Origin of the sequence: Bacillus sp. 196mf, assembly GCF_003217275.1 — a bacterium.
GTDB classification, from domain to species: Bacteria; Bacillota; Bacilli; order Bacillales; family Bacillaceae_G; genus Bacillus_A; species Bacillus_A thuringiensis_S.
In genome coordinates this window covers 29,980-52,537 of record NZ_QJTG01000004.1, presented here as the reverse complement: position 1 = coordinate 52,537, position 22,558 = coordinate 29,980, and the positions used below count along the sequence as shown (strand labels likewise).

The following is a 22,558-nucleotide window of genomic DNA, read 5'->3' as shown; positions in this document are numbered from 1 at the left end:
GATCACTCCCTATTTAGTAGGTGCTGGAGTAGTCACCACTGTACCTGGGTCTTTCATTTCAGAAATATCATAAACTAAGAATGATTCATTTTCTTCAGCACGACCATTAGCGTACATTTTAGCGATGTATAAATCTTCGTCTTCGATAGCGCGTGTTTGATCGTAAACGTCTAAACGTTGTGCTCCACCTAATCCAAGGAAGTAATCTTTTGCCATACCAGCGATTAATTTACCTTTAGGAACAGCATTTGATTTAACGATTTTACCTGGAATCGGAAGAACGTTATAAGTGTAAGTTCCATCCATGTTAGGTCGTGTAGTATAACCATAAATTTTAGACCAGTAGTCTACAGGGTTAACGATTAGTAACACATTAGATGGATTACGTTTACCATCTTTAGTAAGTAGAGCCATGATATTACCTAAAGTGTAAGGATTAAGGTCTTTTAACTTACCAGTATCGGCTTTATCAGCATGTACGCCCCCTGTAACAGTTAATAAATCTTTCATCATGCCTACAGGTTGATCTTTACCAGTACCACGAACGATAGCTAATTCTAAAGCGATTTTTAAAGATTCAACTAATACAGTTCGAACGTAGCGATCTAACCAAGTCGGGCCAAGGTCTAACATTGCTTTACATACAGGCATAAATGCTGATAATTTGTATTCCTCAATTTTAATCGTTTCGAAACCTTCATCTAAAAGTTCTTTGTGAGCCGCGCACAATTTACCCCAGAAGGCAGTTTGGATATCACCTTTTTTCAGAATCCATTCAGTTAAAGCACCGACGTTAACAAATGTAATTTCAGATAATAATTCATGATTTTGAACTAAGTCTTCAAATACTCGTTCGATAACAGTTGGTGGTACTAATGCTTCAGTACCAGCAAAAGAGTTACCTGCAATTACTTCATTGTAGTATTTCGTTTCTTGACTAGTTAAAGCACGTCCACCACGAGCAGCTAAGATAGCTTGATCGCTAGATTGTACTGATGCTTGTGCTAAAATTTTTTCTTGAATACCTTGAGCGAATGCAACTAACGCATCATTCACCTCTTCATCTGAACCAGATGCTAAAACCTTACTTAAATTTTGTTGATTTTCAAATTTCGTTTCTAAGTCTTTAATCATTGTAAATTACCTCCTACAGTTTAATAGATTTTAATAGTGAAACCATAAAATTAGCTGATTTTTCAGCGTTTTGAGTACGTTTTTCACCTTCGTTTTCGATAGATGCGATGATGGGTTGTTCTTCAACTTCATTTGTAATTACAGATTCACTGTCCACACTTGATTGTATTGAATCAGTGATTACGTCACAGAAACCGAATGACTTAGCTTTTTCAGCGGTCATATAAGTTTCGTTGTCTAGAAGTGTTTCTAGTTGGAAAAACTCACCGTTAAAACGGCTGTTATAAGATTGAATTAACGCTTCGTCAACGTCACGTAGCATTTTAGCTTGCTTCTCTAATGAGTCAGCATTACCGAATGCATATGTCGATGCACGATGTACCATCATAGTGGTATTAGAAGGCATTTCGATTTTATTAGCACCCATTGCAATTAATGAAGCGGCTGAAGCGGCTATACCATCAATAACGGCAGTTACATTAGAAGGGTGATTTTTTAAGTAGTTGCAAATTGCAATCCCTTCAAACGCATCGCCACCATTTGAATTGATGTGAATTTCAATGTCATTTGTAACACCATCTAACATTTCTCTTACACCTTGAGAAGAAATGTCACCCAAAGGAGCTTTACCAACATTCCCATACATATAAATGACTGATTTACTATTGTCCTGTTGATTGTTGTCCATCATTAGGAACTTCGGTTGAATCTTTTCCATTTCCAATATCTTCACCCCCTTTCATAGTTCCGCTTATCCTTGCTCTCTCATAGTTCTTAGTAACATATCGTTCATTAGCCCAATCTTCTTTTATTTGTTCTTTTCCTAGACGTTCTAATACATCGTTTATGCTCATGCCACCGACTGCAAATAGCTTGTCAACGGAATTAGCAAACTTAGTAAGATCGAACAATTTGAAGTTGTCCATGTTGAATCTAATGTATGTTTTACTTAAATATTGCTCTCTAGAGAACATCTTCTTGTTATATTCGTTAGTAATCATTTCCCCTATTGGTCTTACTGCGAATATGATAAAGTTATCTAAATCGCCAGTAGGATTACCGGTAGTTGAAATGCCACCTTCACTTATTCCACTTAGTAATGAAGGAGGAATGTGGAAGGCAGTTGCCACGAAATCTAACATATCTTTTGCAAGGTTTTTGATGTCCCTCGTATCTAAATTACGTGGGTCCTTGCTTTGATCTTCCATTTGTACGTTGTCAGGTAAGAACATGATTGCTGCTAACTTTTCAGGATTCATATAATCTTTTGCTTTCTCTTCAAAAAGTTCTTGCGAAGCTTTTCCATTTTCATCAGTTAACGAATTCATGAAACGGCCTCTGAACAAATAACGTATTCTTCCATTGCCTTTGTAATCTGACATCGCTTTAGCTAGTAATAGTCCATATGAACTATATAAACTATTAATCACGTTGTTTATTGACTCTACAGAAAGGCTCAAGTATAGAACGTCTTGTTCTCTAAATTCCTTCGTTAAAAGCTGATTGTTAATCGAAACACTTTTATAAACATACTCATTAAAACCATTCGTAGTTTCACGATGAAACGATTCAGCTATCCACAGTTCCTCACCTATAGGTAAAATTAACGCTTCCTTTTCGTAAATTAACTGATGGACAACCTTATACCAAAACTCATGGGCATTTTCATTCTTATTTGGTGCCACATTTAATTGGTAGTAGTTCAAACTTCTTTTTAACTTGCCACTTCTATATGTTTCAAAATCACAAGCTACTAAACTACGAGCAATTAAATCGATAGCAGCGTTAACATACAATTTCTTGTAAGCAATTTCAGCTTTAAGTGTCATCACACTACAATCAACATCCGGGACTGTTCCATTATCACTTTTTCCTAAAATGGTTTTAAAAACATTACGAATTCCCATTTTTTCACCCCCTTTCTCAGAATGACCATACTTGCATATCGTTTAAATCGACTGCATAGTCTTCAAGATCACCGTCGAAATTGAGCGCATGTGTGAACGCAAAAAACCCGTCAGTTTTTCTTTTGACAGGGTCGATTTTTTTATATTCTTTTGAGCCATCCTAGTTCGTCCACATAAACATTCCCGCAATACCAACGCATAACAGGATCGTCGTGGAAAACAATATTATGATTGATGAATAGATGTTGGATTAATGGGTCTAACATAGCATGAATGTACTGCCCGCGCCTTACTATCTCAACTCTTTCGTTAAAACCAGCTTCTTCTAATAAAGGTTTCAAGATTACAGAACGGAATTTATCAATCGCGATACGCTTAATGTCGTATGTTTTCGATTTTTCTAAAAACCAATTGATAACACGTTTGGGCTCGATTTCTTTATCATAGACGATGGTGAAGAGTCCTTTTTCCACACCTATATCTATAATATCTTGATTAATATCCTGCATTTTCAATGCCTGATGCCATATAAAGGTATGGTGAATCCAATAACGCTTCCCTTGCCGTTTGAATAGCAAACCGATGCTGCAGAAATCGCGTAATTCTGCGTAATCTACACCACCAATACATTCATATTTGTGTAAATCATCAGGTAAAGGTTGATCTGTTGCAAGAAGATCCTCATAAGTAGCGATTTTATGTTGAAATAGCTGCTTCGGAATGTTCATCCGTTTTGTCATGAATTCAACATGCATAGGAATGTTGGTTTGACAATCGGCCCATTCTTCTTTCATCGTTTCGAATAATTCCATATTATCTCGAATAGAAGGATTAGCTTTTTCCCAGTTTGCAATATCTTCGACTTCTTCTTCGGAGTCTAATTTGCAGATGAAGGGGAATAACTTACTCCTTTCAACTTCGCCACTTAGAATCATTCGAGCCTTCTCTTTCATATCATCCAAAACGCCACCACGGACATATCCATCCGTTGTTAAATAGAAAGTTCGTCCATCTTTAACTTTACCCAAGGCTGAACGGAATACTTTAATCGACTTATAATCTTCATATTCATGAATTTCATCGAACCAAACTGATCCAGGACGTCGTCCATCTTTCGTTCTAGCATTAGAAGTATTGAATTTCATGTGAGATTTGTTTGTTTTATGTTTAATTAGTACCTTTGTAGTACTAAATGATTTCTTTAAAACCTTATTTGCAGGATTTTCTATTACTTCCTTCACGTCATCGAATGTAGTTTTTGCTTGTTCTTCAGATGTCGCGATCCATTCAATGTGATATCTATCTATACCAAACTGTTTAGATAGCATATAGAAGTTTAAATATCCGGCATATCCGTTTTTACCACCGCCACGTCCCATCAGTATTAATATTTGATTCCAAACAAGACGGTTGGTGTCCTTATAACGAACGCCGAACACACAAGCGTTAACAAAACGTTGCCATGCGAATAATTCGAATGGAAAATATTTAGCTGGGATATTAACACTATCCTCAATAGCTTGAACATCAACATAAACATTTGGATCATCTAAAGTTTTTCGAACTAAGGTCATTAATTGTTTTTGTTCATTACAAGAACGGATAGATCCGCTTTCCACATCATGCATGTACTCACTAATGAAAGGATGATATTTATAAGGAAGATTAGACTTCTGCATCATCGTCATCATCCTCACTTACCGCCTTAAGTCCTAACTCGTTAAGAATCTTTAACATTTGCGTGTTAGTTTTATTCAACTCGTTAATGCTATCGTTTTTTTTCATAAATCCATTAGCGCCTAGTACAGATACACCGCGATCTTTTACATCAGCTATCAATCTGTTTTTTATATCCCAAAATGACATATAATCTTCTACTAAATCCATAAAATGAGCGTGTATGATACCGTTCGTGCCGAGTTGTTCATATAAATCATCTCTTATTTTATTTCTAAGCGTTTTTTCTCTGTTTTTTTGAAGTTTTGCAACCTTTTCCGAAACATTTTTTAGACCTTTTTCATTTATCATGTCTTCCCAATAACGGCTGCGCCATGATTTAATAGTGCTAACAGATACGCCATATTTATCCGCGATATCCTTGTATTTAACACCTTCTAAGAAATCTTTGAACGCTAATTTATATTTACTTTGTTTTCCGCTCACAATATCACCACCCCGCTTTTTCATTGGATTTTTTCGAAGATTAATTTTAAAAATGACACTTGTAAAGACGAGAATAATCATGTATAGTTTTACTTAGAAGGAAACAGTGGCGACGGTCCACTGATTACAAATACATATCGAAAATTTTAATCATCCCAGAGAAGGGATGGTATTTTTTTGCCTTTTTTTCTATACCCACGCGCGTAACGCGAAAATAAAAAGAGAAATCCCCCCTCGCGTTGTTCGGTCCCCCAGCAAAATTGTTTCTATATTTTACCCGGGGGGTGTCTTAGGAAATTTATTTCAAATTATTTTATAGCTAAACCAAAAAACTTATCAGCGTATTCAATTATTAAGTTAGCTTCTTCTAAACTTAAGTTTAAGTATTGTTCTAACCAATGTTCTTTAAGACTCGCCTTTACTGTTTGTAAAGATGTCTTCTCGCATGCTCTTGGATTACATATGTGTCTTATCTGTTTGTATGTTGTGTAGATATCCTTTTGGAATCGCTTGTACATATCAGCATCGAATATGATAGTCATGTCAACAGGATGTTCAATGATGCGTTTGATTTCATTAAGATCATACGTGTTACCTTGTATCGTTAAGCTGTTCACACTTACCACCTCTCTTCATCTACTATCGTGCAACGCTTCTTCACTATGTTCTTCTCTTTGTTATGTTCTTTGTTATGGCATTGAATGCATAGTGTCTCGAGATTGCTGAGTACGTATCCAAGTTCGGGAAAATCCCTCAACTCCTTGATATGATGGACGTTCCTACCCTTGCTATACTTACCTTTACGCTTACACTCCTGGCATTCATTGTTATCTCTTTCTAATGCCTTGATTCTAATGTTCCTTCTCCAATAAGGATGCTTATAGAATTTAATGATATTATCTTGCTCATATAGTTTATTAATCTCTTGTATTGTTAGAGGTTGCATGAAATATCCTCACTCCTCTTCAATCAAATGTTCTATACCTTCCAATGATTCTTCGCCGTTCACATATATCGTTACTTTTTTTAAGATAGCAATTACATCATCTAATGTTTGAATTTTATTCGGATCAACCCTATATTGCTTTACAGGTTTAAATACTAATGTTTTACCTTCCATCCCTTTCATCCTCCTCAAAATAAAAAAGCACCCGAATGGATGCTTTGCCCTCAATTACTAATTTATGTTTCAATTACGGTACATGAATTTTTATTCTTTTTCCAATCACCTAATGATGTTACAATTAACTGCTCCAACATTATCAAGTGACTGGAAGAAGAGCAAAAGCTCTCCTTATTAACGGGTAACATTCAATCAGTACCATCTGCTGGTTTCGGATTTTATGTGCCGTCATTACGAACCGTTTAGAAATTAAAAAACAACATAGTGAGTTGTGTTTTCCGCCACTTCTCACAATGCAAATATATCACGTTGATTCCAAAACGACCGGCACATTTTCTGCCAAAAAGCGGTCACGACTCTGCCACTAATATTAAATTCCACATGAATACTGCAGGTAAGTTATAATGGAGGACTTTACTATAATCCAATGCTTCTTATGCTATATCAGCCTGTACAACTTACGTTTAATGTTAATAAGATATACAGAAAGTATTTTTAATAGGAGATGATTTTATGTCCAGTTATAAATCAAAATGTCATGTTAGAAAGAATACGATTACTACAGGACCTTTTCTAGTTCCATTAAATGCTGCGGTTGGACAACCAAATAATAGGCTTGTAATTATCCTTAAGAATCCAACAAGACAATCGCTAGAAGCTGATGTGGTAATCGAGTATTGTCCTCCTGTACAAATCTCGGTTGATGGTACACCACTTCCCTTTATAATTACTGAGAATGAAAGACCTTTTCTGGAAGGGCTTGGTCTAACAATTATCCCTCCAATGAGTTGTACTCGATTAGAGTTTGATATTAGTTCTTTTGTAAACGGAATTCTTCATGTTAAATCCACAGGAGATTATTTAGTAGGAGAACGTCCATTACGTGGAAAACTTGAAATTGAAGTTGTTGGTGGATCTGGCCTTTCTAACCCTACAAATCCTGGTCTTTCCGTTGCAGATCCCTCTATGGTATTCCATTTTGCTGATTTCATAGTTTAAAAATAGGAATAACTTAATCTATGAGTATTAGTTATACTATTTAAGGCACAAGTACAATCCTCTACTAAATTTCATATCGATTAAAATTTCTTACATCATTTTTCTAAGTAATGTTGGGATATCGTCATAAGAATATAATTTGCTTGATAAACCTAAATTCTCCTAACGATGTCCCAATTATTAATTAACCTTATACATTTTGCTCAACTAACTTACCCATATCTTATATTTTGTGTAACTATGCCAAATGCTACAGCCTTTGATATTCATAACTTCATAACACTTCCTCTTTTGAGTTACACAACACAATAAAAATGAGTAACTGTATAGAATGGGGTAGAATAACATGGCCACCAATTATTAATTTTAATGTACTCCAAAAATAAAAATCCACTGTATTTAATTACTTTAAATAGTCAGTAGATTTTTATTTTTAGCAGGATTTTATTTTATTAGCTTGATAGTGACGAAATACAGCCAGAATTTCAAAAATTTTGTATACTAAGAGAATTTCAACCTAAAAAGTTGGATTCCTATACGTTAAATAAAATGAACAAAGTCTTTTACACTCTCTTCTTTAAGAACGTTTCCATAATATCCTTCCTGAACCTTTCATAATCAAACTGAAAAGCTACATTATGCATTTTATAGCCTGGATTTGTAACAAAACGAAAGTCTGCAATGCTTTGTCCAAAACCTTCCCCTTGATCAGGAATTACTTTAATGGGTACTCTCGTAAGGTTAACAGCCTCTCTATTTAGCAAATACCACACTGTTACAAAATCATGCATAGGACTTCCACTTATACCTGGATTAGACTTGGAGTAAAAATTATAATAATAATCTAACATAGGTTTAATGATGAGCCCTGCAAGATCCTGTGTATTCCGATGAAATGCATCGATTTGCTGGACCATTTCGGGTGTAACAATCGCATGTTGGGTCACATTTAAAGGAATAATTGTCAAGTTCTTTGCATGTTGCAGAATTAAGTTTGCTGCATAAGGGTCTGAGTAAAAATTAGCTTCAGCCACAGCAGTTACGTTACCTGGATAGAAAAAAGCTCCCCCCATGCAAATGCATTCTCTTACATTTCGCATTGTTTCTAAATTCAATACAAAAGTCGTAGCTAGCGAAGAAAGTCTTCCTAAATTGATAATTGTAAGATCTTCTAAATTTGATTCTATAATTTGATAAATATCATTTAAAGGATAAACTGGATATGAAATTTCAGGTGGAATAATAGGTCCTAATCCAACTTTTCCATGTACCTCAGGGAAATACTGAATCAATATACCTGTCAACGGTACAGAAGCACCAAGGAATACAGGTATTTCTTCTCTTCCCGCAATGTACTTTAAATAGTTAATATTTCTTATTACATTTTCTCTTGATACATTTCCATAATCGGCTACGATTCCTACAAGTTGAATGTCTTTACGAAAAAAGGTGTACAGTATAGCAAAGGCATCATCAATCCCTAAATCTGTAAACAGAAGAACCTTTTTTTGCATATCTCTTCCTCCAAATTTTATAGAATTCTACTTTCAACAACGATGTAGTGATTAGACTACGCTTGTATATATATTTTTTATGTATTCTTAAAGAGGCGATTCTATTCACTTGAAATAGCTTTACACATCTAGATTTGATTTTATGTTCAAGCATAAGTTTCTGTTCTTAAGTTGATAAGCATGTGTTGCTATCCTTGAACAAAAAAGCAATGATTAGATTTTAAACCTAGTCATTGCTTTATCCATTACATCTTGGTTTACTCCTATATATCTTAACGTTACTCGTTCACTTGAATGATTGAATATCTCCATCAGCAAAGCTATGTTCTTTGTCTGCATGTACATATGATATCCAAATGTCTTACGTAATGTATGTGTCCCAATTTCTTCTAAACCAAACTTTGCTGCTGTAGTACTAAGTATTTTATATGCCATACTTCTTCCGATTGGTCGATTTTTTCCTTGTCTGCTCTTAATTAAATACTCATAGTCTTCCATATCTTCAATGTACCACTTTAACTCTCTTCTTAATGCTGCAGTAATCTGAATACGTTTCTGCTTACCTGTCTTCATTTCACGTATTGATATATGGCTGCCATTTAAATCTCCAACCTTCAGTTTTAAAATATCACTAATACGTAGACCTGTATTAATTCCCATTACAAACAAAATATAATTGCGTTCATTCTTTTCTTTTAGGTATTCTTTAATTTGTTGTATTTGCTCTGGATCACGTATCGGTTGAACAAAATTCACTATTCATTACCTCCAGTTTCTTCTGTCTCGTAAACTTCTAATCCAAGTGCAAAAGCAAGCTTATAAAATGCTTTAGACTTCCAACGTCGATAAGTACGCTCTGACATTCCAATTTCGTTATAAACCATGTAATCACATACATCCTCTTCTTCTAAATAACGTTTATAAATAATGTCCCTTTGGATAATTCCTGCGCGTCCATTTCCTAATCGATTTAGAAATTGATCAATACGTAATGACATTCTTTCTAGCCATTCTTCTCGTTTACTTTGTTGAATATTTGCTATAGCAATATCTTCTAACGGCTTACCAACTGCATGCGTAGGACCATGCTCACGTATTTCATAAGAAGGAGTGACTTTCATTTCTTTACGCATCATCCCAAATTGTCTATGTATACGTACGCTTTCCAACACACCTTCTAACTCCTCTTGTGTTGCTGTTCTATCAATTTTTGGTAAGAAAGATAATTGTTTAGTCATGTAAGACCACTCCTTTTTATTTTTAAATTACTTTTATCTTAATGCTCCACGTTTCCGTTCATAACAAGGTCTATGCATCCCCATTAAATCCTCAATTTCACGAGTACATAATTTCTCTTTTTGTTTTTTCTTGTTTTTCTTCTTTCCTTGCTTGGATTGTTTTTTCCACTCGCGTAATTGGTCTTTTAGTGCCTTAATATTTCCTCATCTCCCTTTTCAAAATAAAAAGGACCCCTATTCCTAAAACAGCTTGAATTGCTGCTTTAATGAATTGGTGTCCTCTAGTTTTCTAGCCGGACTATATTCTGTTTGCTTTGCTTTAAAAGGATTATTTTATTAGGTTTCTATTAAATGGTAATTTGTATATTATTAAAATATTAGGTGGTGATGCAAATGACTGAAACAATCCGAATTGCACTTTTCACTCTTGTAGGAATCAGTGTTTTATTCTCTGTAATTAAAGAATTTCAAAAACCAGAAAAAAGAAAATTTTGGATTACATTCGAAACTTTAGTTCTGATTGGGGCAGCCTGGATGTTAATAGGACTTCTCATGTAACCTACATAATTAGTACCCCCTCTCCTGAATAAAACTCAATATTCCGTCAATACTGTAGATGGAGGGATTTTCACATACCCATTAATTCCTCCCTTTCTTTAAGGGTTGGACAGTTACCTTGTGCTAACTGTCCTTTATTCATTTGAATAATCACCATAACCATGTGCATACTATTCATAAGCTGCTTTCTTAACAGTGTTTGCAGCCTGGAACCTTTTGGTAATGGAGTAGTTAGCCTTTGCTAGCTGCTCTTTTATTTGTCATCATCATTTTATATAAAGGTGCATATTTTATATAGAATAAATTTTGATACACCTCCATTTATAGGTTTACTTGACTATCCACCCCCAGAAAGAGCACTGTTCGAAGGTGCTCTTTTTGCCGTACAAGTACCCATTTACTTTAAAGTGAATAAACTATTTTGAACCTTACTTTACAAATATTCATTGGTTCATAACTCATAAACACAACCCTAATACACAGAATATTTTTAAGCGAGCGCTCTAGGATAAGTGCTCGTTTTATTTTGGTGATTTTCTATAAAATTAAATTTTTATATACATAAATACCTGACTAAACACCTAAAATAATTAAAAATTTAGGTGGTATTCAATGAAAACAGTACTCACGACCCTTAAATATTTATTTATTACACTTGGAATTACTTGCTTAGTTATTCTAGGTTACATATGGTATTTTCCACATTAATTCAAATAGCGTTTTTGTTTGAATTCAATTTTTTAACTATAGCTTTACTAATACTTTTGTGCTAAAATCCACTAGGATATTTATTTTACAATTATTTTTGGAGGCTTTATGAACAATCAAAACAACAATGAAACAAATAACATCGGTAGACTATTAGCTATTTTTCTAATAGTATCACCACTATTAATACCTATCGCGCTCCCTACAGCCATAATTGTCGGAATAAAACAATGGTTGCCTGATGACGTTGTATACCCAAGTATAATGTCACTATTGACCTTATGTATTGGACTTTTCATAGTTGGGATCATCTTCTCTTTCGTATTACACGTATTTAAATTATCTGAAGAAAAGCTAAAAGAATTAGGTTTCTTAGGATTTACAATTTCAATTGTTAGTACCTTCCTGACAATGTATGTCGGATATTTTTGGCTAGCAAAACTTAATTTCACAGCAGTGCAATTATCACCACATGCTGTATTAATCTTTGCGATTTCGTCTACAATTCTTTTAGAAACAACCTTTAAATTAAATGATAAATTTGATACACCTGATACAAAAGAGACACTTTAATAGATATCAAAATGATTATCTTAGAGCACATATCAACATGTGTTCTTTTTTCTTTTAATCAAATAACGACTTATATAAATACAACTTTCTTCCCACTTCGCAGCGGTAATCTTCACTGACTTCTATACATAAATGTTTAATCATCTTATAATTAAAGATGTTCGACCATGTGTGAATACCTTTTTGAACACTCTTTGGGCTAGTAGAAATCCTAGCTTTTATTTTCTTATCTGAATAAAATTCAATATTCCATTCATACTATAAATACACTTGGGTTCTGAACTTCCTTCTTAACGTTTTTTCGGAGAGCAGTTAGCTTTTGCTAGCTGCTCTTTTAATTACACATTTTTGCCTTAATGCTCATATGTTATTGAGAATAAAAAATCATCTTGTATTATAAGAAAAGTATTCTTTTTCATTACTCCACTCCCTCTTTATAGAACACTGTTTGAATAAGGTCTTAACTTTAAAGAGGGAATACTTTTAAAAATCTTGGTTATACTGTAAACAGGCTCTTGAATAGCCAATTTCCGATTTTACTAATACCCACTATATGTCTATTACCTTGGGCCGAGCAATTAGCAAAAGCTAATTACTCTTTTATATTGAGTTAATAATAAAAACATTGTTCTTATTTCTTTTTCACATTATTTATTTCTAACCTAGACGTTCCGCTCAGAGAGTTACCTCCAATCTTAAAGAACACTGATACATGGGCTCTTTTTATTTAAATAAAGATTTTGTTTGAACCCATTCACCAATTTCATACTTTTACATACTTTAATACTACCTTTCTGTATAATGTGAGTTCGTAATTTTAGTTATAGTGAGGTATAAAGAGTGCTCTTGATTAGCGCTCTTTTTATTTGTTGTTAAATAGGGGTTTTGTTCGAAATTCATTAACCTTATTGGTTCCTTTGCATACAGTATTATCACAAGGAATTCCACAGGTTACTGTGGTCAAGTTACCTTGAATTTCTTGCACACCTTAAGGGAAGAATCCATTTATAAAAAATGGGTTCTTTTATTTTTTTCTCATACAATAAGAATTTTGCTTAATTACTATTAACGTTTTAGACTTCCTTGAATACATTAATATCACAAGAAATTATATATGGTGCTCTGGTCCAGTTACCTTGAGTTTCTTGCAGACCTTGTGTGAAGAATCCGTTTATAACAAACGGGTTCTTTTATTTTAGGTTATAAAATAACGCTTTTGTTTGAAATCCTCACACTCCTAAGGAGCATACATACAATATCTTGGGTATTCTTTTTCACCATTAGTTTTAATCAGAGAGCGCTTTTCGAGGCGCTCTTTTTATTTAAATAAAGATTTTGTTTTACTTTTACTAGCTATCCTTCTCTTGTATAAAGACACATTTTTTACATACAATATTAAAATCCATATAATCCTCTTTTAGGACGGTACCAATATGAACAAGACAATTAAATACATGTTAATCTTCTTTTGTGCGGTGTTTTATATTGCAATGATTAGCGGTATTATTTATCTAAACTTTGTTCAAGAGCATTTTATTCCTCCAAGCAAGACATCTAAGATTGAACATAAACATTTATAATTAGTTATATGGAGCGCTCTACAAGGCACTCTTTATTTTTTAGGGACCGGCTCCATAACTCTAAGTAACGAATACAATATAAAAAATTAACTCATGAAAATCTGATTACAATTTTTAGATTTTTATCTCATAAGACATTTACCTACCTTACTAAGAGTGCATATAAAAATGCGCTCTTTTTATTTAAATAAGGACTTTGTTTGACTTTAGTTCTTGCACAAGACCGACTAGACACTAACATTTTTATGTAGTAAAATTTCTATCACAAATATGTTAGGAGATTTATTTATGACTTTTGAAGATAATCGTAAATTAGGCATTCAACAAGGGTGTATACTATTAACAGATCAATCACAATATCTTGTTGTTAAAAAGAATGAAAATTATTTTTTATTAAATATCCCAACTGCAGAATGTATAAACTTTGAAGTTTCACTTGAACATCTTGAAGAAATGGTCCAAGTAGATTTAAAGGAAAAAATTCAAGATATCATTCCACCAGAGAACATTAAAATCGTAGCCCAAAACAGAATATGAAATGTATTTTCTAAGAGCACTTTCGAGAGTGCTCTTTTTTCATAAACTGTTTCAAATAAGAATTTTGTTCAGTTTCACTCTAAAAGTAAAATTGTCATTTTTTCATTCAACCAAATTCATAACATGTTCTTTTCCCCCGATAAAGTAATGATTAGGTGTCCCATGCACATTTTATCCACTTGAAATAATACCTTTCACGTACTTACGTATTAGAAACTTCATTTCTGCTTCTTCTGCAATAGCAATTTTGTTCACTTTTTTGATACATTTATGAAACATTCACATGTTATCTTCAATATGTTCTATTCTTTTTGAAAAACCATGTGAGAATACCAAAACAAAAAGCTCTAGAGCCCTAACTCTAGGGCTTCTTGTTTAATTTAATACGTGTTCTTTTCGATGCAGTATTCTGTTACAATTAATTTTTATGTTATAATTATCTACAGCATATATATTAATAAGCACAACAAATCTCATACATATAGGAGGACCCTAATGATCCTAACTCAAGAAAAGAACATAAAATTAATTATGCATTTTCTTACCGTATTATCTTTTTTTATTCTTATTTTCTTTAGTGTCACAATTTTTTATATACCATTGATTTTTTATTTCTTATGCAAATCACAGGACATTCGAAAAAATATTCTTGAAGCTGTTTTTTTCCAGCTATTCATTTGGATAATTACAATGATTTGGAATCTATTCGTAATAAGAATCTTAATGTTATCTTTATCTAATTTAGACTTAGCTTCAAACAACGCTTTGATTATTTTCGGCATAGCTCCTTTATATCTAATACTGCTTCTTTTGTTAATTTTTGGACCTATAAAAGGAATTTTATATGTGCTACAAGAAAAAGACTTTCATTATCCTATTATTTCTAAATGGATTAAAAAATAAAAATACATGTAGAAGAATTCAGAGTTTTACTGAATTCTTTTTTTTATGGATCTTTCAAAGTCTTTTACATATTCCTCCGTTCCTTCTTTTTAATAAAATTCAAAATTGGTCTTACTTTACATCTACACGTGTTCGACTTGCTTCTCGACTAAAACCATCAGGATATCTTTTAGCTAATTTTGCAATATTCATTTCAGCAATATCTTGTAACGTATATCCCAGTTCGTGTGCCATAATTGATAAGTAATACAGAATATCTCCAAGCTCTAAGGCTAATTTATAAGTGTTTCCATCCTCTTCTCCTGCACAATGCGATGGTTGGAAACCATGTCCATGATAAATTGCTTTTTTTACAATATCGGCAACTTCACCAGCTTCGCCTGTAAGTCCTAAAGCTGCATTTGAAACTCGTCCTCCAAAATCAGTTTTGCTATTCCAAGTTCGTAAAGTTGCTTCCTGATAATCATTTAATTCATCAATCGATAAAATACTTGCAATCTGTAAAACTGTAGCTTCATTTATAACTTGTTCCTCACTTTTTGCTTCACTCATTAATTTAGTTGCTTCTAATACACCATTTTCCATAATGTTCATTTTGATTTCCCCTTCCTATTTAGCAAATCCCTAATCCTATTGGACGATTTTCAATTAAATACTTATCAGCTTGATCTATTACAAGAAGTGCAACTTCCGCTTGGTGTCTCCTTAACGCTTTTGCCATCTTCGGCAAACTCATACCTTGACTCCACATTTCACGAAAACGTACTACATCTCTTTCATCCCAAATAAAGTTAGCTTCTTCTAAAGCGATGTATATTTTTAACCGTGATTCCTTCATCGCTTTATGATTTCTTGCTACACTCATAAGCGAACCTACTTTCTAAAATTAATCATTTTATCTTTTCAGTAAACTTAGTATCTACACGATCAACTTTACCGTTTACCCAAACCGCCACTTGCTCACCGAATCCACTCATTGGCGGATTTACTGCTGTTACATTTCCGTCCTTCACTATTAAAAGTTTGTTGCTACTAACATCAATTTCTATTTTTTTCATATGTCCATCTCCCTTTTACTACCGCATGTACTCGACAACATCAGGTTTAAATCCACTTCCTAAATAAACCCTTACCGGAATTATTTCTTTTTTATCCCTTGCTGCCTTACACAATTCTTCAGCTGTATCCCAATTAAAAAACTTATCTACAGCTCTTTGAAATCTCCAAATAGCCATTACATATTGTTCAAAGATGTCATAACGATCATCTTGTTTAGTCGTGCATGGTAATTCATCCGTACATTTTGCATTCGTTGGAACTCGGACGCGTACATCAGCGTATTTAGTGCGTCCAGTTCCTCTCTTCACATTTGCCTTCATTACATCGAACTCACAAATTGTTGGCTCTACATCGAAAATGTTTAGTTGCTTAGGCATGTGCCATCCCACTCTTCTGAATAAGATCCAGTAATTCAATTACCCCTTCCTTGCTTAAAAACATCCGGCCACCTAGCAACTCTATGTTGTTTTCAGAAACTTCACCCGTTACAAAGCATGACTTTTCATGTCTTCTTAAAACGATGTTTTCACCATCGACATGAAAATCTAGTGCCGTTCCTTCGGTAATACCTAAAGTTCTGCGTAACTCTACTGGAATTACTACACGACCTAGCTCGTCCACTTTTCTTGCAACACCTGTGTTTTTCATAGCTTTCTCCCCCTTGTTAACTAACTTTTTGTTGTTTATTACGTTGTAACTCTTGTTTCATTGACTCAAATTTTATTAACCACGCTTGCCAACGCTTATCATTTTCTTCTTGCTGTTGCTTTGCTACTTCACAATTACAACCGTTCGTTTCAATCACACCCAGATAAGTTTCTTTACGAATAATTCCTGTGTCATGACATAATACACACATGTTTATTCCTCCTTTTTGAAATTACGCAAACTGTAATTTTCACCTTGCATTTGCAAAACTTGTGTATCTTCCATAATCCGACTAAACTCACGCTCTCCGTACATTCCAGCTAACTCCATGACTCCAAAGTTTGTTGTAAATAAGTTCGTTCTACCTAGCCTACGCTCGAGAATGTCCTTTGTTTTCGTTTTCTTCCAAGTAACTCCCTCAGCATCTTTTTCTGTGAACTCGGCTCCAAAATCATCTAATACAAGTACATCCACATTTGCTAGGATAGACATTAGCTTGTCCTCTGTTAATTCGCTATTTTTATTCCAAGTAGATGTAATCTTTGTAAAGAGTGCGTTCATTTCTATAAACATTGCGCTGTAGCCTTTTCTCATAATTTCTTTTGTAGCTGCTACGCATAAATGACTCTTCCCAACTCTATAATCACCTGTAATTACTATGCTTTCTGAATTGTTAGGATCAAAATTTCTAGCAAAATTCATCATTACTTCTTTAGCATTTGCTAATTCCATTGATGGTGGTTCATAGTTATCGAATGTCGCTTTTTTTAACTTAGGATTAATAAGACTGTTATCTGAAAACGAATCGTATAAATGAATAATTTCGTTTTTCTTCTTAATAGCAAGGGTTTCTTTTGCAAGTTGCTGGTCCTCTTGTTCTACTGATATACATTGCGGGCAAAACTCTTGATTTGTTTTTGTATCTATAAGTAAGCGTTTATTACAAACGTCTTTTATTTTGTCTTTTCCGACTAAGAAAACATTTGTACATCTATTAGGAGACAACACATAACTTTGATTAAATTTACTCAAAATCGTATTTTTCGATGAAGCTACTGTTTTTCCTAACACTTGCATTGTTTTTCTCTCCTTTTCTACCTTTGTTTTTAAACTCTATTTCTGCTGCATTCACATCCGCTAAAGTTCGAATGTTTTTATTAACCCACTGTTTTAAAATGCCCTCAGCATAATTCCATTTCTTCTGCTGTTTCAAAGCACGTTCCATAGCTGCTTGTACAAGTTCTTCGCTTGTATCGTTTACCCATTGCGAAATACTTTCGGCGATGAATGTATTTAAAATACCGAAATTATTTTCGTAGAAAGAGAAGATGCTACTACTACTTTGTATATTAATATTTTGTTTATTAGTACTTAGTTCTTTAGTACTTAGTAGTGTTGGATTTTCCACAAATGGAACTTCCACTTGTGGTTTTTCCATTTGTGGATTCTCCACTTGTGGAACTTCATAAATAATCGTCTCCCAGTTAGTTATCTTTCCCTTTTCGTTTTTTACAGGAAACCTTCTAACGTAACCGTATTTTTTCAGTTCTTTCATTCCCACCCTTAAACTATCAATTCCATCTTTTGCATGAGTAGATATTTCCTCCATGTAAAACACCCAATCATCTGGTAACGATAAAATGTAAGCCAATATCCCTTTTGCTTTCCAACTTAAACGTTCATCTCGAAGACCTGTGTTATTAATAGTTGTGTAATTTTTACTTTTATTCACTCGAAATGTTGCCACCTGTTTACCTCCTCGTACAAACTGCAACATATGCTTGACCAATTTTGATGATTCCTTGAATTTCATAATGCGAATAACCATTTTTGAAATACTGCTCAACTATTTGCTTCAACTCATCTTTGCTTTTTGCTAATCCCAAAAATTTATTAGGTAATAGCACCTGATATTCAATTAAATTCATGTACTATTTCCCTACTTTCCATGGTATACTTATAGAAATTTGTTTTTTCTAACGGACCCACTGCCATGGGTCTTTTTATTTTGTTCTACATTACTCCAAGCCCATTTTCTTATTGGCTCATAAGTAACATAAAGTAGCCATAAACCACCTGTGATTGACAATCCAAATATAGCTAATGATATTGTATCTTCCACTAGTCCGCCTCCTTTTGTGTTTCAAGCCAAGCTTCTAAATCCTTTTGCAAGAAAAGAAGTTTACACCCTTCTCTTATTACTGGAAACCTAGGGTGATTTGCTAATTCGTACATTCAACAAACAGCAATGTTGAGGTAAGCTGCCGCTTCTTTTACTCGCATAACCTTATTTGGTTGTGATTGTAGTTGTAAGTCAGCTATTGCTGATCTAATTTCCTCTCTTACAACTTCACGGATAGATTCTTTAATAAATTGATCTAATCCCATTTTTTTCGCTCCTTTATATCTGTAATTTACTTATGAAATTTTGATTAAAGGTAAAAATATTTTATGAAGTATAACATCTAGTTTGCTTCAAGCAAACATTTAGGTAAAAAAATAAGTCGTCTTATACTGACTCCTTTAAAATTTCCTCTGTTGTCACATTTAAAAATTTTGCTAACTTAACCAATTTAGTTATACTTGGCTGTCTGTTACCTAATTCTAAATTACAGTAGATCGATTTGTTTCGATAACCTATCTTTTCAGCAACATAACTTTGACTATACCCAAGATTCGTCCTTAAGATTTTAACTTTTTCTGTATCAAGTACCATCATTTTATCACCTTCATCTTGTTTGTTAATTTGAGTATATACTAAAGGTTTGCTTCAAGCAACCCTTTTTATTCAAAAAATTTTAGTTGTCTTGTAGCAAACCTTTTTGATACATTCTATATAGGGAATTCATTGACTATAATCAATGAATTTTAAGGGGAGGATTTACTAATGAGTAAAAATATAATTGGTGTTAGAATTAAAGAAATACGGGTAGAACTTCTTAAAATGAGTCAACTTGAATTCGCAGAAGCTATAAATGCTAAAAAAACCATGATTTCTTTATACGAAAATGGCCATAGAAACCCATCTAGAGAGACCGTTGAAAAAATATCTCGTTTATCTGGAGTGTCAGCAGACTATATCATGGGACTCTCTGAATATAAAAGTTTAAATTCAACAGAGTCAAAATCATTAAAAGATGATCTCAAAGAAATTATGCTTCAAATTAATGAACTCAATCCAAAAAAGCGTGAAGAGATAATTAATTTAATCAAAAAAGAGTTATAACGAAAAAGCGATAACTAGCTTAATTGCTAACCATCGCTTTTTTTATTTTATTCAGCTTTTCAATAGCTTCCTTATCACCTTTATATATTTTTTCTAATAATACTTCCATTTTATTTTCAACTACATCCCTATCTGATTTTTCTTTTATTAAATTCCCCATATACCCCATCCTCCATCACCCTTAATTATTCAAGAATCCCAAAATGAAGAAAATGAATAACCCCTTAAACGTACGAAATGCCATCACATCCTTAGATGCAATGGCATTTTAAATCATTTATTATCCTAAAGTTCCCGGATCCATTTTCATTATTTGTACTTCTTTTACTTTTTCAGCGGCTTTATTATCATTAGTTGATACCAAACCAACAGATAACAACGATAACGTAATTGTACATGTAATAACTAAACTAGCTACTATTTTTTTCATTCTCATTGTCCCTCACTTTAAGATATCAAAGATTTTTATGTAGAATAAATTACCGTCTTTTAAGAATCGATGATATGCTTTCCTACGCAGTTTCTCATCATTTGTTGCTATCGATAAATAAAAGTCTTGAATCGCGGTTCGATTATCAATCTGATTTAATATTGCAGAAGCTTCACTTTTCTTATTTTGACGTATATACTTTAACGCCCTTTCAGCATCATGATGTATATATCCAGATTTTACATGAATATTATGAATAATACAACAAAAAGAGAGGGTGTTTTCCACTAACTTTCTTTTAAGTAATGATTTGTTATTTCTTATTTTCTTCAACTCTACAAGTGAAAGCTCAAAATAATAAAATGCTTTATCTGGATTACAGAAAATATAACTTTCCGCGACTATACTTAATGCCGTAGCTTTTAATAAACCCGGAGCACTTGCTTCTTCTAGTACTTTTTGCAATAAATCTCTAGCCATTTTCACCTCATCTTGCATTAAATATGCATATGAGCATATTATGTTTAACTCCACCTCATTTAAAGTTTTTTCTAAACCTTTTGGCATATGATTTATTTTTTCTTGTATCATCCTTTGTAGCACTGTTAAAACATTGTATGCCCCTAAATCAAAATAACCATAGATACTCAAAGTGTTCACAAGTATATTTACTCCTGGTTTATTTAAATTGACCTTTGTACGTAACACTTCTATTTCTTTAAGGAATTCCCCTGATCTTAATGAACGAGTTTGTCTATCTAAACAAACACGAAAAATCTCTCTATAATTATTTGTTACTGATTGTTTATACTCTTTTCCAACAAGATCACTAAGTAGGTCCGAATAACCTGCTAAATATAAATAATACATAGCAAGTCGTATATCCGATTCTTTATTGGTACCCTTCAAAAACTCCTGAACTACTTCCATTTTCTTTTCTTCAGAATCAAATCCATCCAAAATTTTCATTAGTTTTGTAAAAGTCATAGGTACTTTCCCATTCAATGTTTTCCATAAATTCGACTGCGATAAATTTGTTATTTTTGACAATTTCGCCGAATTCATATCATCACTTGAAACAATACCTCCAAGACCTATCACCTTATTCATATTGAAGCCTCCTTGAACGCGAGACACCCTCCCGAATTTTTTCAATAGAAAAACTGTACCATAGAGGATTTTATTTGAAATATCATGTTATACTTGGGCTGACTCATGGCAATAGTTTCCCCTATCCAAATTAGGGAACAGCATAAGAGTGGCTGCACACTACTTTTGCTGCGCTATGGGTCTTTTTGTTCCTTTAAATTATATTATTAAGAATATTCTATCACAAATAACCCAAACATCTATTCTCTTATATTCTGAAAATACTTGAGAAAGTTAAAAATACTAATATAAGTCTAGTTTTTTGACAGTTAAAAATATGAAATATTGCATTTGATAATCGGTTTATATGTAACTATAGTGATAGCAAAAGTTCAATTATTCTTTTAGAGATGTAAAGTTAATAAATACCTATTGAGATTTTATATTAAAATTACTATCCTGAACCAAAATAGTACAAGTTTAACTATTTCCAATTATGTAATCACTTAGTTTTAACTGTATATGCCATAATTTAAGAATAAGAAAAGCCACTCATCTAAGTGGCTTTTCTTATTCTTAATAGGCAAACTCAATCTAAATTCATCATTTTCTTTAGGGTATTTTAAAAATGAACATAATTATGATTTTCTACTAAATGGCCTTTTACTCCAATCTGCAGATAAATTATTTAATAAGAAAAGTGTATTTGGAACTGGTGATGGAAACCTCGCAGCTTGAAAATTTGTAAGAAGTGGAGATGCAATAGCGCCATCTATGGTACTACCAGCTTGAACTTGCACCATATCCCCTGCATTCAATTGTACAATCGTAGAAACTGTTACCGCATTTAAAAGCCCAGTATTTCCACCAAAAAAGCTATCATCTCCTGCTATTAAAGCACTGTTAACTGTTATAAATACTTCCGTCACATAATTTAGGGTATTATCAGTAGGACTAAAAATTATAGTAGTAATAATTAAATATACTCCATCTTGTTGCGGTATAAATGTTGATACACCATCATATTCACCATTTAAATCGAATTGTGTAGTTTCAAATGTTACTATAGACAGTGTATTAGCAGTAACGGACTGATCAGTAGATTTGAAAGCTCTGAATGCAGATTCAAATCCCGTTGGACCTGTTGGGCCTGTTATTCCAGTTGCTCC

Annotated in this window: 32 protein-coding genes and 2 pseudogenes; 7 read left to right on the top strand and 27 right to left on the bottom strand. The window is 33.3% G+C overall.

What is annotated here, in order from left to right; translation table 11 throughout:
• Window positions 1-9 precede the first annotated feature (9 nt).
• From ATL10_RS08600 to ATL10_RS31185, 8 genes and pseudogenes are all read right to left on the bottom strand, one after another.
• Window positions 10-1,134 (bottom strand): phage major capsid protein, encoded by a 1,125-nt coding sequence (locus ATL10_RS08600; protein WP_110496728.1) that lies wholly within the window; start codon window positions 1,132-1,134, stop codon window positions 10-12.
• A 13-nt stretch (window positions 1,135-1,147) separates the two neighbouring features.
• Window positions 1,148-1,780: a head maturation protease, ClpP-related gene (locus ATL10_RS08595; protein WP_110496821.1), complete on the bottom strand. Its 633-nt coding sequence runs from the start codon at window positions 1,778-1,780 to the stop codon at window positions 1,148-1,150.
• Between the two features lie 16 nt (window positions 1,781-1,796).
• Complete coding sequence (locus tag ATL10_RS08590; RefSeq protein ID WP_110496726.1) at window positions 1,797-3,041, bottom strand: phage portal protein; 1,245 nt, start codon at window positions 3,039-3,041, stop codon at window positions 1,797-1,799.
• A gap of 16 nt (window positions 3,042-3,057) precedes the next feature.
• A pseudogene (locus ATL10_RS08585) lies at window positions 3,058-4,732 on the bottom strand (terminase TerL endonuclease subunit).
• The gene (locus ATL10_RS08580; RefSeq protein WP_110496819.1) at window positions 4,707-5,204 is read right to left on the bottom strand and encodes a P27 family phage terminase small subunit; all 498 of its coding nucleotides are present in this window, start codon (window positions 5,202-5,204) and stop codon (window positions 4,707-4,709) included. The pseudogene ATL10_RS08585 and the gene ATL10_RS08580 overlap by 26 nt, the downstream one beginning before the upstream one ends.
• Window positions 5,205-5,512: 308 nt before the next feature.
• The gene (locus ATL10_RS08575; RefSeq protein ID WP_098311752.1) at window positions 5,513-5,821 is read right to left on the bottom strand and encodes a hypothetical protein; all 309 of its coding nucleotides are present in this window, start codon (window positions 5,819-5,821) and stop codon (window positions 5,513-5,515) included.
• Window positions 5,822-5,823: 2 nt separating this feature from the next.
• Complete coding sequence (locus ATL10_RS08570; RefSeq protein WP_098311751.1) at window positions 5,824-6,150, bottom strand: HNH endonuclease; 327 nt, start codon at window positions 6,148-6,150, stop codon at window positions 5,824-5,826.
• A gap of 9 nt (window positions 6,151-6,159) precedes the next feature.
• Window positions 6,160-6,324: a hypothetical protein gene (locus ATL10_RS31185; RefSeq protein WP_179879475.1), complete on the bottom strand. Its 165-nt coding sequence runs from the start codon at window positions 6,322-6,324 to the stop codon at window positions 6,160-6,162.
• A 516-nt stretch (window positions 6,325-6,840) separates the two neighbouring features.
• On the opposite strand from ATL10_RS31185, the gene ATL10_RS08560 reads away from it, so the two are divergent.
• Window positions 6,841-7,326, top strand: coding sequence for a hypothetical protein (locus tag ATL10_RS08560; protein ID WP_000100518.1), 486 nt, complete (start codon window positions 6,841-6,843; stop codon window positions 7,324-7,326).
• A gap of 563 nt (window positions 7,327-7,889) precedes the next feature.
• Here ATL10_RS08560 and ATL10_RS08555 read toward each other — a convergent pair.
• The 3 genes from ATL10_RS08555 to ATL10_RS08545 form a co-directional block, all read right to left on the bottom strand.
• Window positions 7,890-8,840, bottom strand: coding sequence for a nucleoside hydrolase (locus ATL10_RS08555; RefSeq protein ID WP_001170292.1), 951 nt, complete (start codon window positions 8,838-8,840; stop codon window positions 7,890-7,892).
• Between the two features lie 213 nt (window positions 8,841-9,053).
• A complete protein-coding gene (locus ATL10_RS08550) occupies window positions 9,054-9,596 on the bottom strand; it encodes a site-specific integrase (RefSeq protein ID WP_110496724.1) in 543 nt (180 codons plus the stop codon).
• A complete protein-coding gene (locus tag ATL10_RS08545; RefSeq protein ID WP_090977984.1) occupies window positions 9,596-10,078 on the bottom strand; it encodes an ArpU family phage packaging/lysis transcriptional regulator in 483 nt (160 codons plus the stop codon). The genes ATL10_RS08550 and ATL10_RS08545 overlap by 1 nt, the downstream gene beginning before the upstream one ends.
• A gap of 393 nt (window positions 10,079-10,471) precedes the next feature.
• On the opposite strand from ATL10_RS08545, the gene ATL10_RS31180 reads away from it, so the two are divergent.
• From ATL10_RS31180 to ATL10_RS08520, 5 genes are all read left to right on the top strand, one after another.
• Entirely contained in the window at window positions 10,472-10,636 is a 165-nt protein-coding gene (locus ATL10_RS31180) for a hypothetical protein (RefSeq protein WP_000140900.1), read from the top strand.
• Window positions 10,637-11,452: 816 nt separating this feature from the next.
• Window positions 11,453-11,917 carry a hypothetical protein gene (locus tag ATL10_RS08530; protein ID WP_001064727.1) on the top strand — a complete coding sequence of 155 codons (465 nt, stop codon included), beginning with the start codon at window positions 11,453-11,455 and terminating at the stop codon, window positions 11,915-11,917.
• 1,433 nt (window positions 11,918-13,350) lie between these two features.
• Window positions 13,351-13,497, top strand: coding sequence for a hypothetical protein (locus ATL10_RS31175; protein WP_175495697.1), 147 nt, complete (start codon window positions 13,351-13,353; stop codon window positions 13,495-13,497).
• 288 nt (window positions 13,498-13,785) lie between these two features.
• Entirely contained in the window at window positions 13,786-14,034 is a 249-nt protein-coding gene (locus tag ATL10_RS08525) for a hypothetical protein (RefSeq protein ID WP_000141882.1), read from the top strand.
• Between the two features lie 495 nt (window positions 14,035-14,529).
• The gene (locus tag ATL10_RS08520) at window positions 14,530-14,937 is read left to right on the top strand and encodes a magnetosome magnetite crystal formation protein family (protein WP_000604162.1); all 408 of its coding nucleotides are present in this window, start codon (window positions 14,530-14,532) and stop codon (window positions 14,935-14,937) included.
• Between the two features lie 111 nt (window positions 14,938-15,048).
• Here ATL10_RS08520 and ATL10_RS08515 read toward each other — a convergent pair whose 3' ends face one another.
• The 12 genes and pseudogenes from ATL10_RS08515 to ATL10_RS08465 all read right to left on the bottom strand — a co-directional run bounded on the left by ATL10_RS08515 (window position 15,049) and on the right by ATL10_RS08465 (window position 19,360).
• Window positions 15,049-15,531, bottom strand: coding sequence for a nucleoside triphosphate pyrophosphohydrolase family protein (locus ATL10_RS08515; protein WP_090977986.1), 483 nt, complete (start codon window positions 15,529-15,531; stop codon window positions 15,049-15,051).
• A 19-nt stretch (window positions 15,532-15,550) separates the two neighbouring features.
• A complete protein-coding gene (locus ATL10_RS08510) occupies window positions 15,551-15,802 on the bottom strand; it encodes a hypothetical protein (RefSeq protein ID WP_000109500.1) in 252 nt (83 codons plus the stop codon).
• A gap of 25 nt (window positions 15,803-15,827) precedes the next feature.
• On the bottom strand, window positions 15,828-15,995 hold the full coding sequence (locus ATL10_RS08505) for a DUF3954 domain-containing protein (RefSeq protein ID WP_000717826.1): 168 nt from the start codon (window positions 15,993-15,995) through the stop codon (window positions 15,828-15,830).
• Window positions 15,996-16,013: 18 nt separating this feature from the next.
• A complete protein-coding gene (locus ATL10_RS08500) occupies window positions 16,014-16,373 on the bottom strand; it encodes a hypothetical protein (protein WP_016512772.1) in 360 nt (119 codons plus the stop codon).
• On the bottom strand, window positions 16,366-16,644 hold the full coding sequence (locus tag ATL10_RS08495; protein WP_016512773.1) for an AbrB/MazE/SpoVT family DNA-binding domain-containing protein: 279 nt from the start codon (window positions 16,642-16,644) through the stop codon (window positions 16,366-16,368). The genes ATL10_RS08500 and ATL10_RS08495 overlap by 8 nt, the downstream gene beginning before the upstream one ends.
• A 16-nt stretch (window positions 16,645-16,660) precedes the next feature.
• On the bottom strand, window positions 16,661-16,855 hold the full coding sequence (locus tag ATL10_RS08490) for a hypothetical protein (RefSeq protein ID WP_048567695.1): 195 nt from the start codon (window positions 16,853-16,855) through the stop codon (window positions 16,661-16,663).
• Window positions 16,856-16,857: 2 nt separating this feature from the next.
• Window positions 16,858-17,721 (bottom strand): ATP-binding protein, encoded by an 864-nt coding sequence (locus ATL10_RS08485; protein WP_098284594.1) that lies wholly within the window; start codon window positions 17,719-17,721, stop codon window positions 16,858-16,860.
• On the bottom strand, window positions 17,669-18,391 hold the full coding sequence (locus tag ATL10_RS08480) for a DnaD domain protein (RefSeq protein WP_048567697.1): 723 nt from the start codon (window positions 18,389-18,391) through the stop codon (window positions 17,669-17,671). The genes ATL10_RS08485 and ATL10_RS08480 overlap by 53 nt, the downstream gene beginning before the upstream one ends.
• Window positions 18,392-18,395: 4 nt before the next feature.
• Window positions 18,396-18,572 (bottom strand): hypothetical protein, encoded by a 177-nt coding sequence (locus ATL10_RS31170; RefSeq protein WP_048567698.1) that lies wholly within the window; start codon window positions 18,570-18,572, stop codon window positions 18,396-18,398.
• 29 nt (window positions 18,573-18,601) lie between these two features.
• Complete coding sequence (locus tag ATL10_RS31165) at window positions 18,602-18,766, bottom strand: hypothetical protein (protein ID WP_048567699.1); 165 nt, start codon at window positions 18,764-18,766, stop codon at window positions 18,602-18,604.
• Window positions 18,766-19,032: pseudogene (locus ATL10_RS08470) on the bottom strand (helix-turn-helix domain-containing protein). The gene ATL10_RS31165 and the pseudogene ATL10_RS08470 overlap by 1 nt, the downstream one beginning before the upstream one ends.
• 121 nt (window positions 19,033-19,153) lie before the next feature.
• Window positions 19,154-19,360: a helix-turn-helix domain-containing protein gene (locus tag ATL10_RS08465; protein ID WP_000242167.1), complete on the bottom strand. Its 207-nt coding sequence runs from the start codon at window positions 19,358-19,360 to the stop codon at window positions 19,154-19,156.
• Window positions 19,361-19,531: 171 nt separating this feature from the next.
• Here ATL10_RS08465 and ATL10_RS08460 point away from each other — a divergent pair, with 171 nt between their 5' ends.
• Complete coding sequence (locus ATL10_RS08460) at window positions 19,532-19,870, top strand: helix-turn-helix domain-containing protein (RefSeq protein WP_048567701.1); 339 nt, start codon at window positions 19,532-19,534, stop codon at window positions 19,868-19,870.
• 19 nt (window positions 19,871-19,889) lie between these two features.
• Here ATL10_RS08460 and ATL10_RS31160 read toward each other — a convergent pair whose 3' ends face one another.
• The 4 genes from ATL10_RS31160 to ATL10_RS31805 all read right to left on the bottom strand — a co-directional run bounded on the left by ATL10_RS31160 (window position 19,890) and on the right by ATL10_RS31805 (window position 22,546).
• Window positions 19,890-20,030, bottom strand: a complete 141-nt coding sequence (locus tag ATL10_RS31160) for a hypothetical protein (protein WP_000527328.1) — start codon at window positions 20,028-20,030, stop codon at window positions 19,890-19,892.
• 120 nt (window positions 20,031-20,150) lie between these two features.
• Complete coding sequence (locus ATL10_RS31155; protein ID WP_167754516.1) at window positions 20,151-20,300, bottom strand: hypothetical protein; 150 nt, start codon at window positions 20,298-20,300, stop codon at window positions 20,151-20,153.
• A gap of 12 nt (window positions 20,301-20,312) precedes the next feature.
• On the bottom strand, window positions 20,313-21,410 hold the full coding sequence (locus ATL10_RS08455) for an AimR family lysis-lysogeny pheromone receptor (protein WP_097820541.1): 1,098 nt from the start codon (window positions 21,408-21,410) through the stop codon (window positions 20,313-20,315).
• A 617-nt stretch (window positions 21,411-22,027) separates the two neighbouring features.
• On the bottom strand, window positions 22,028-22,546 hold the full coding sequence (locus tag ATL10_RS31805; protein WP_240527507.1) for an exosporium leader peptide: 519 nt from the start codon (window positions 22,544-22,546) through the stop codon (window positions 22,028-22,030).
• Window positions 22,547-22,558 lie beyond the last annotated feature (12 nt).

Bases quoted from the DNA above. Each gene is read 5' to 3' on its own strand.
- ATL10_RS08600 (WP_110496728.1), bottom strand. From the start codon at position 1,134: ATGATTAAAGACTTAGAAACGAAATTTGAAAATCAACAAAATTTAAGT.
- ATL10_RS08595 (WP_110496821.1), bottom strand. From the start codon at position 1,780: ATGTATGGGAATGTTGGTAAAGCTCCTTTGGGTGACATTTCTTCTCAA.
- ATL10_RS08590 (WP_110496726.1), bottom strand. From the start codon at position 3,041: ATGGGAATTCGTAATGTTTTTAAAACCATTTTAGGAAAAAGTGATAAT.
- ATL10_RS08570 (WP_098311751.1), bottom strand. From the start codon at position 6,150: ATGCAACCTCTAACAATACAAGAGATTAATAAACTATATGAGCAAGAT.
- ATL10_RS31185 (WP_179879475.1), bottom strand. From the start codon at position 6,324: ATGGAAGGTAAAACATTAGTATTTAAACCTGTAAAGCAATATAGGGTT.
- ATL10_RS08560 (WP_000100518.1), top strand. From the start codon at position 6,841: ATGTCCAGTTATAAATCAAAATGTCATGTTAGAAAGAATACGATTACT.
- ATL10_RS08555 (WP_001170292.1), bottom strand. From the start codon at position 8,840: ATGCAAAAAAAGGTTCTTCTGTTTACAGATTTAGGGATTGATGATGCC.
- ATL10_RS08545 (WP_090977984.1), bottom strand. From the start codon at position 10,078: ATGACTAAACAATTATCTTTCTTACCAAAAATTGATAGAACAGCAACA.
- ATL10_RS31180 (WP_000140900.1), top strand. From the start codon at position 10,472: ATGACTGAAACAATCCGAATTGCACTTTTCACTCTTGTAGGAATCAGT.
- ATL10_RS08530 (WP_001064727.1), top strand. From the start codon at position 11,453: ATGAACAATCAAAACAACAATGAAACAAATAACATCGGTAGACTATTA.
- ATL10_RS31175 (WP_175495697.1), top strand. From the start codon at position 13,351: ATGAACAAGACAATTAAATACATGTTAATCTTCTTTTGTGCGGTGTTT.
- ATL10_RS08525 (WP_000141882.1), top strand. From the start codon at position 13,786: ATGACTTTTGAAGATAATCGTAAATTAGGCATTCAACAAGGGTGTATA.
- ATL10_RS08520 (WP_000604162.1), top strand. From the start codon at position 14,530: ATGATCCTAACTCAAGAAAAGAACATAAAATTAATTATGCATTTTCTT.
- ATL10_RS08515 (WP_090977986.1), bottom strand. From the start codon at position 15,531: ATGAACATTATGGAAAATGGTGTATTAGAAGCAACTAAATTAATGAGT.
- ATL10_RS08510 (WP_000109500.1), bottom strand. From the start codon at position 15,802: ATGAGTGTAGCAAGAAATCATAAAGCGATGAAGGAATCACGGTTAAAA.
- ATL10_RS08505 (WP_000717826.1), bottom strand. From the start codon at position 15,995: ATGAAAAAAATAGAAATTGATGTTAGTAGCAACAAACTTTTAATAGTG.
- ATL10_RS08500 (WP_016512772.1), bottom strand. From the start codon at position 16,373: ATGCCTAAGCAACTAAACATTTTCGATGTAGAGCCAACAATTTGTGAG.
- ATL10_RS08495 (WP_016512773.1), bottom strand. From the start codon at position 16,644: ATGAAAAACACAGGTGTTGCAAGAAAAGTGGACGAGCTAGGTCGTGTA.
- ATL10_RS08490 (WP_048567695.1), bottom strand. From the start codon at position 16,855: ATGTGTGTATTATGTCATGACACAGGAATTATTCGTAAAGAAACTTAT.
- ATL10_RS08485 (WP_098284594.1), bottom strand. From the start codon at position 17,721: ATGCAAGTGTTAGGAAAAACAGTAGCTTCATCGAAAAATACGATTTTG.
- ATL10_RS31170 (WP_048567698.1), bottom strand. From the start codon at position 18,572: ATGAATTTAATTGAATATCAGGTGCTATTACCTAATAAATTTTTGGGA.
- ATL10_RS08465 (WP_000242167.1), bottom strand. From the start codon at position 19,360: ATGGTACTTGATACAGAAAAAGTTAAAATCTTAAGGACGAATCTTGGG.
- ATL10_RS08460 (WP_048567701.1), top strand. From the start codon at position 19,532: ATGAGTAAAAATATAATTGGTGTTAGAATTAAAGAAATACGGGTAGAA.
- ATL10_RS31160 (WP_000527328.1), bottom strand. From the start codon at position 20,030: ATGGGGAATTTAATAAAAGAAAAATCAGATAGGGATGTAGTTGAAAAT.
- ATL10_RS31155 (WP_167754516.1), bottom strand. From the start codon at position 20,300: ATGAAAAAAATAGTAGCTAGTTTAGTTATTACATGTACAATTACGTTA.
- ATL10_RS08455 (WP_097820541.1), bottom strand. From the start codon at position 21,410: ATGAATAAGGTGATAGGTCTTGGAGGTATTGTTTCAAGTGATGATATG.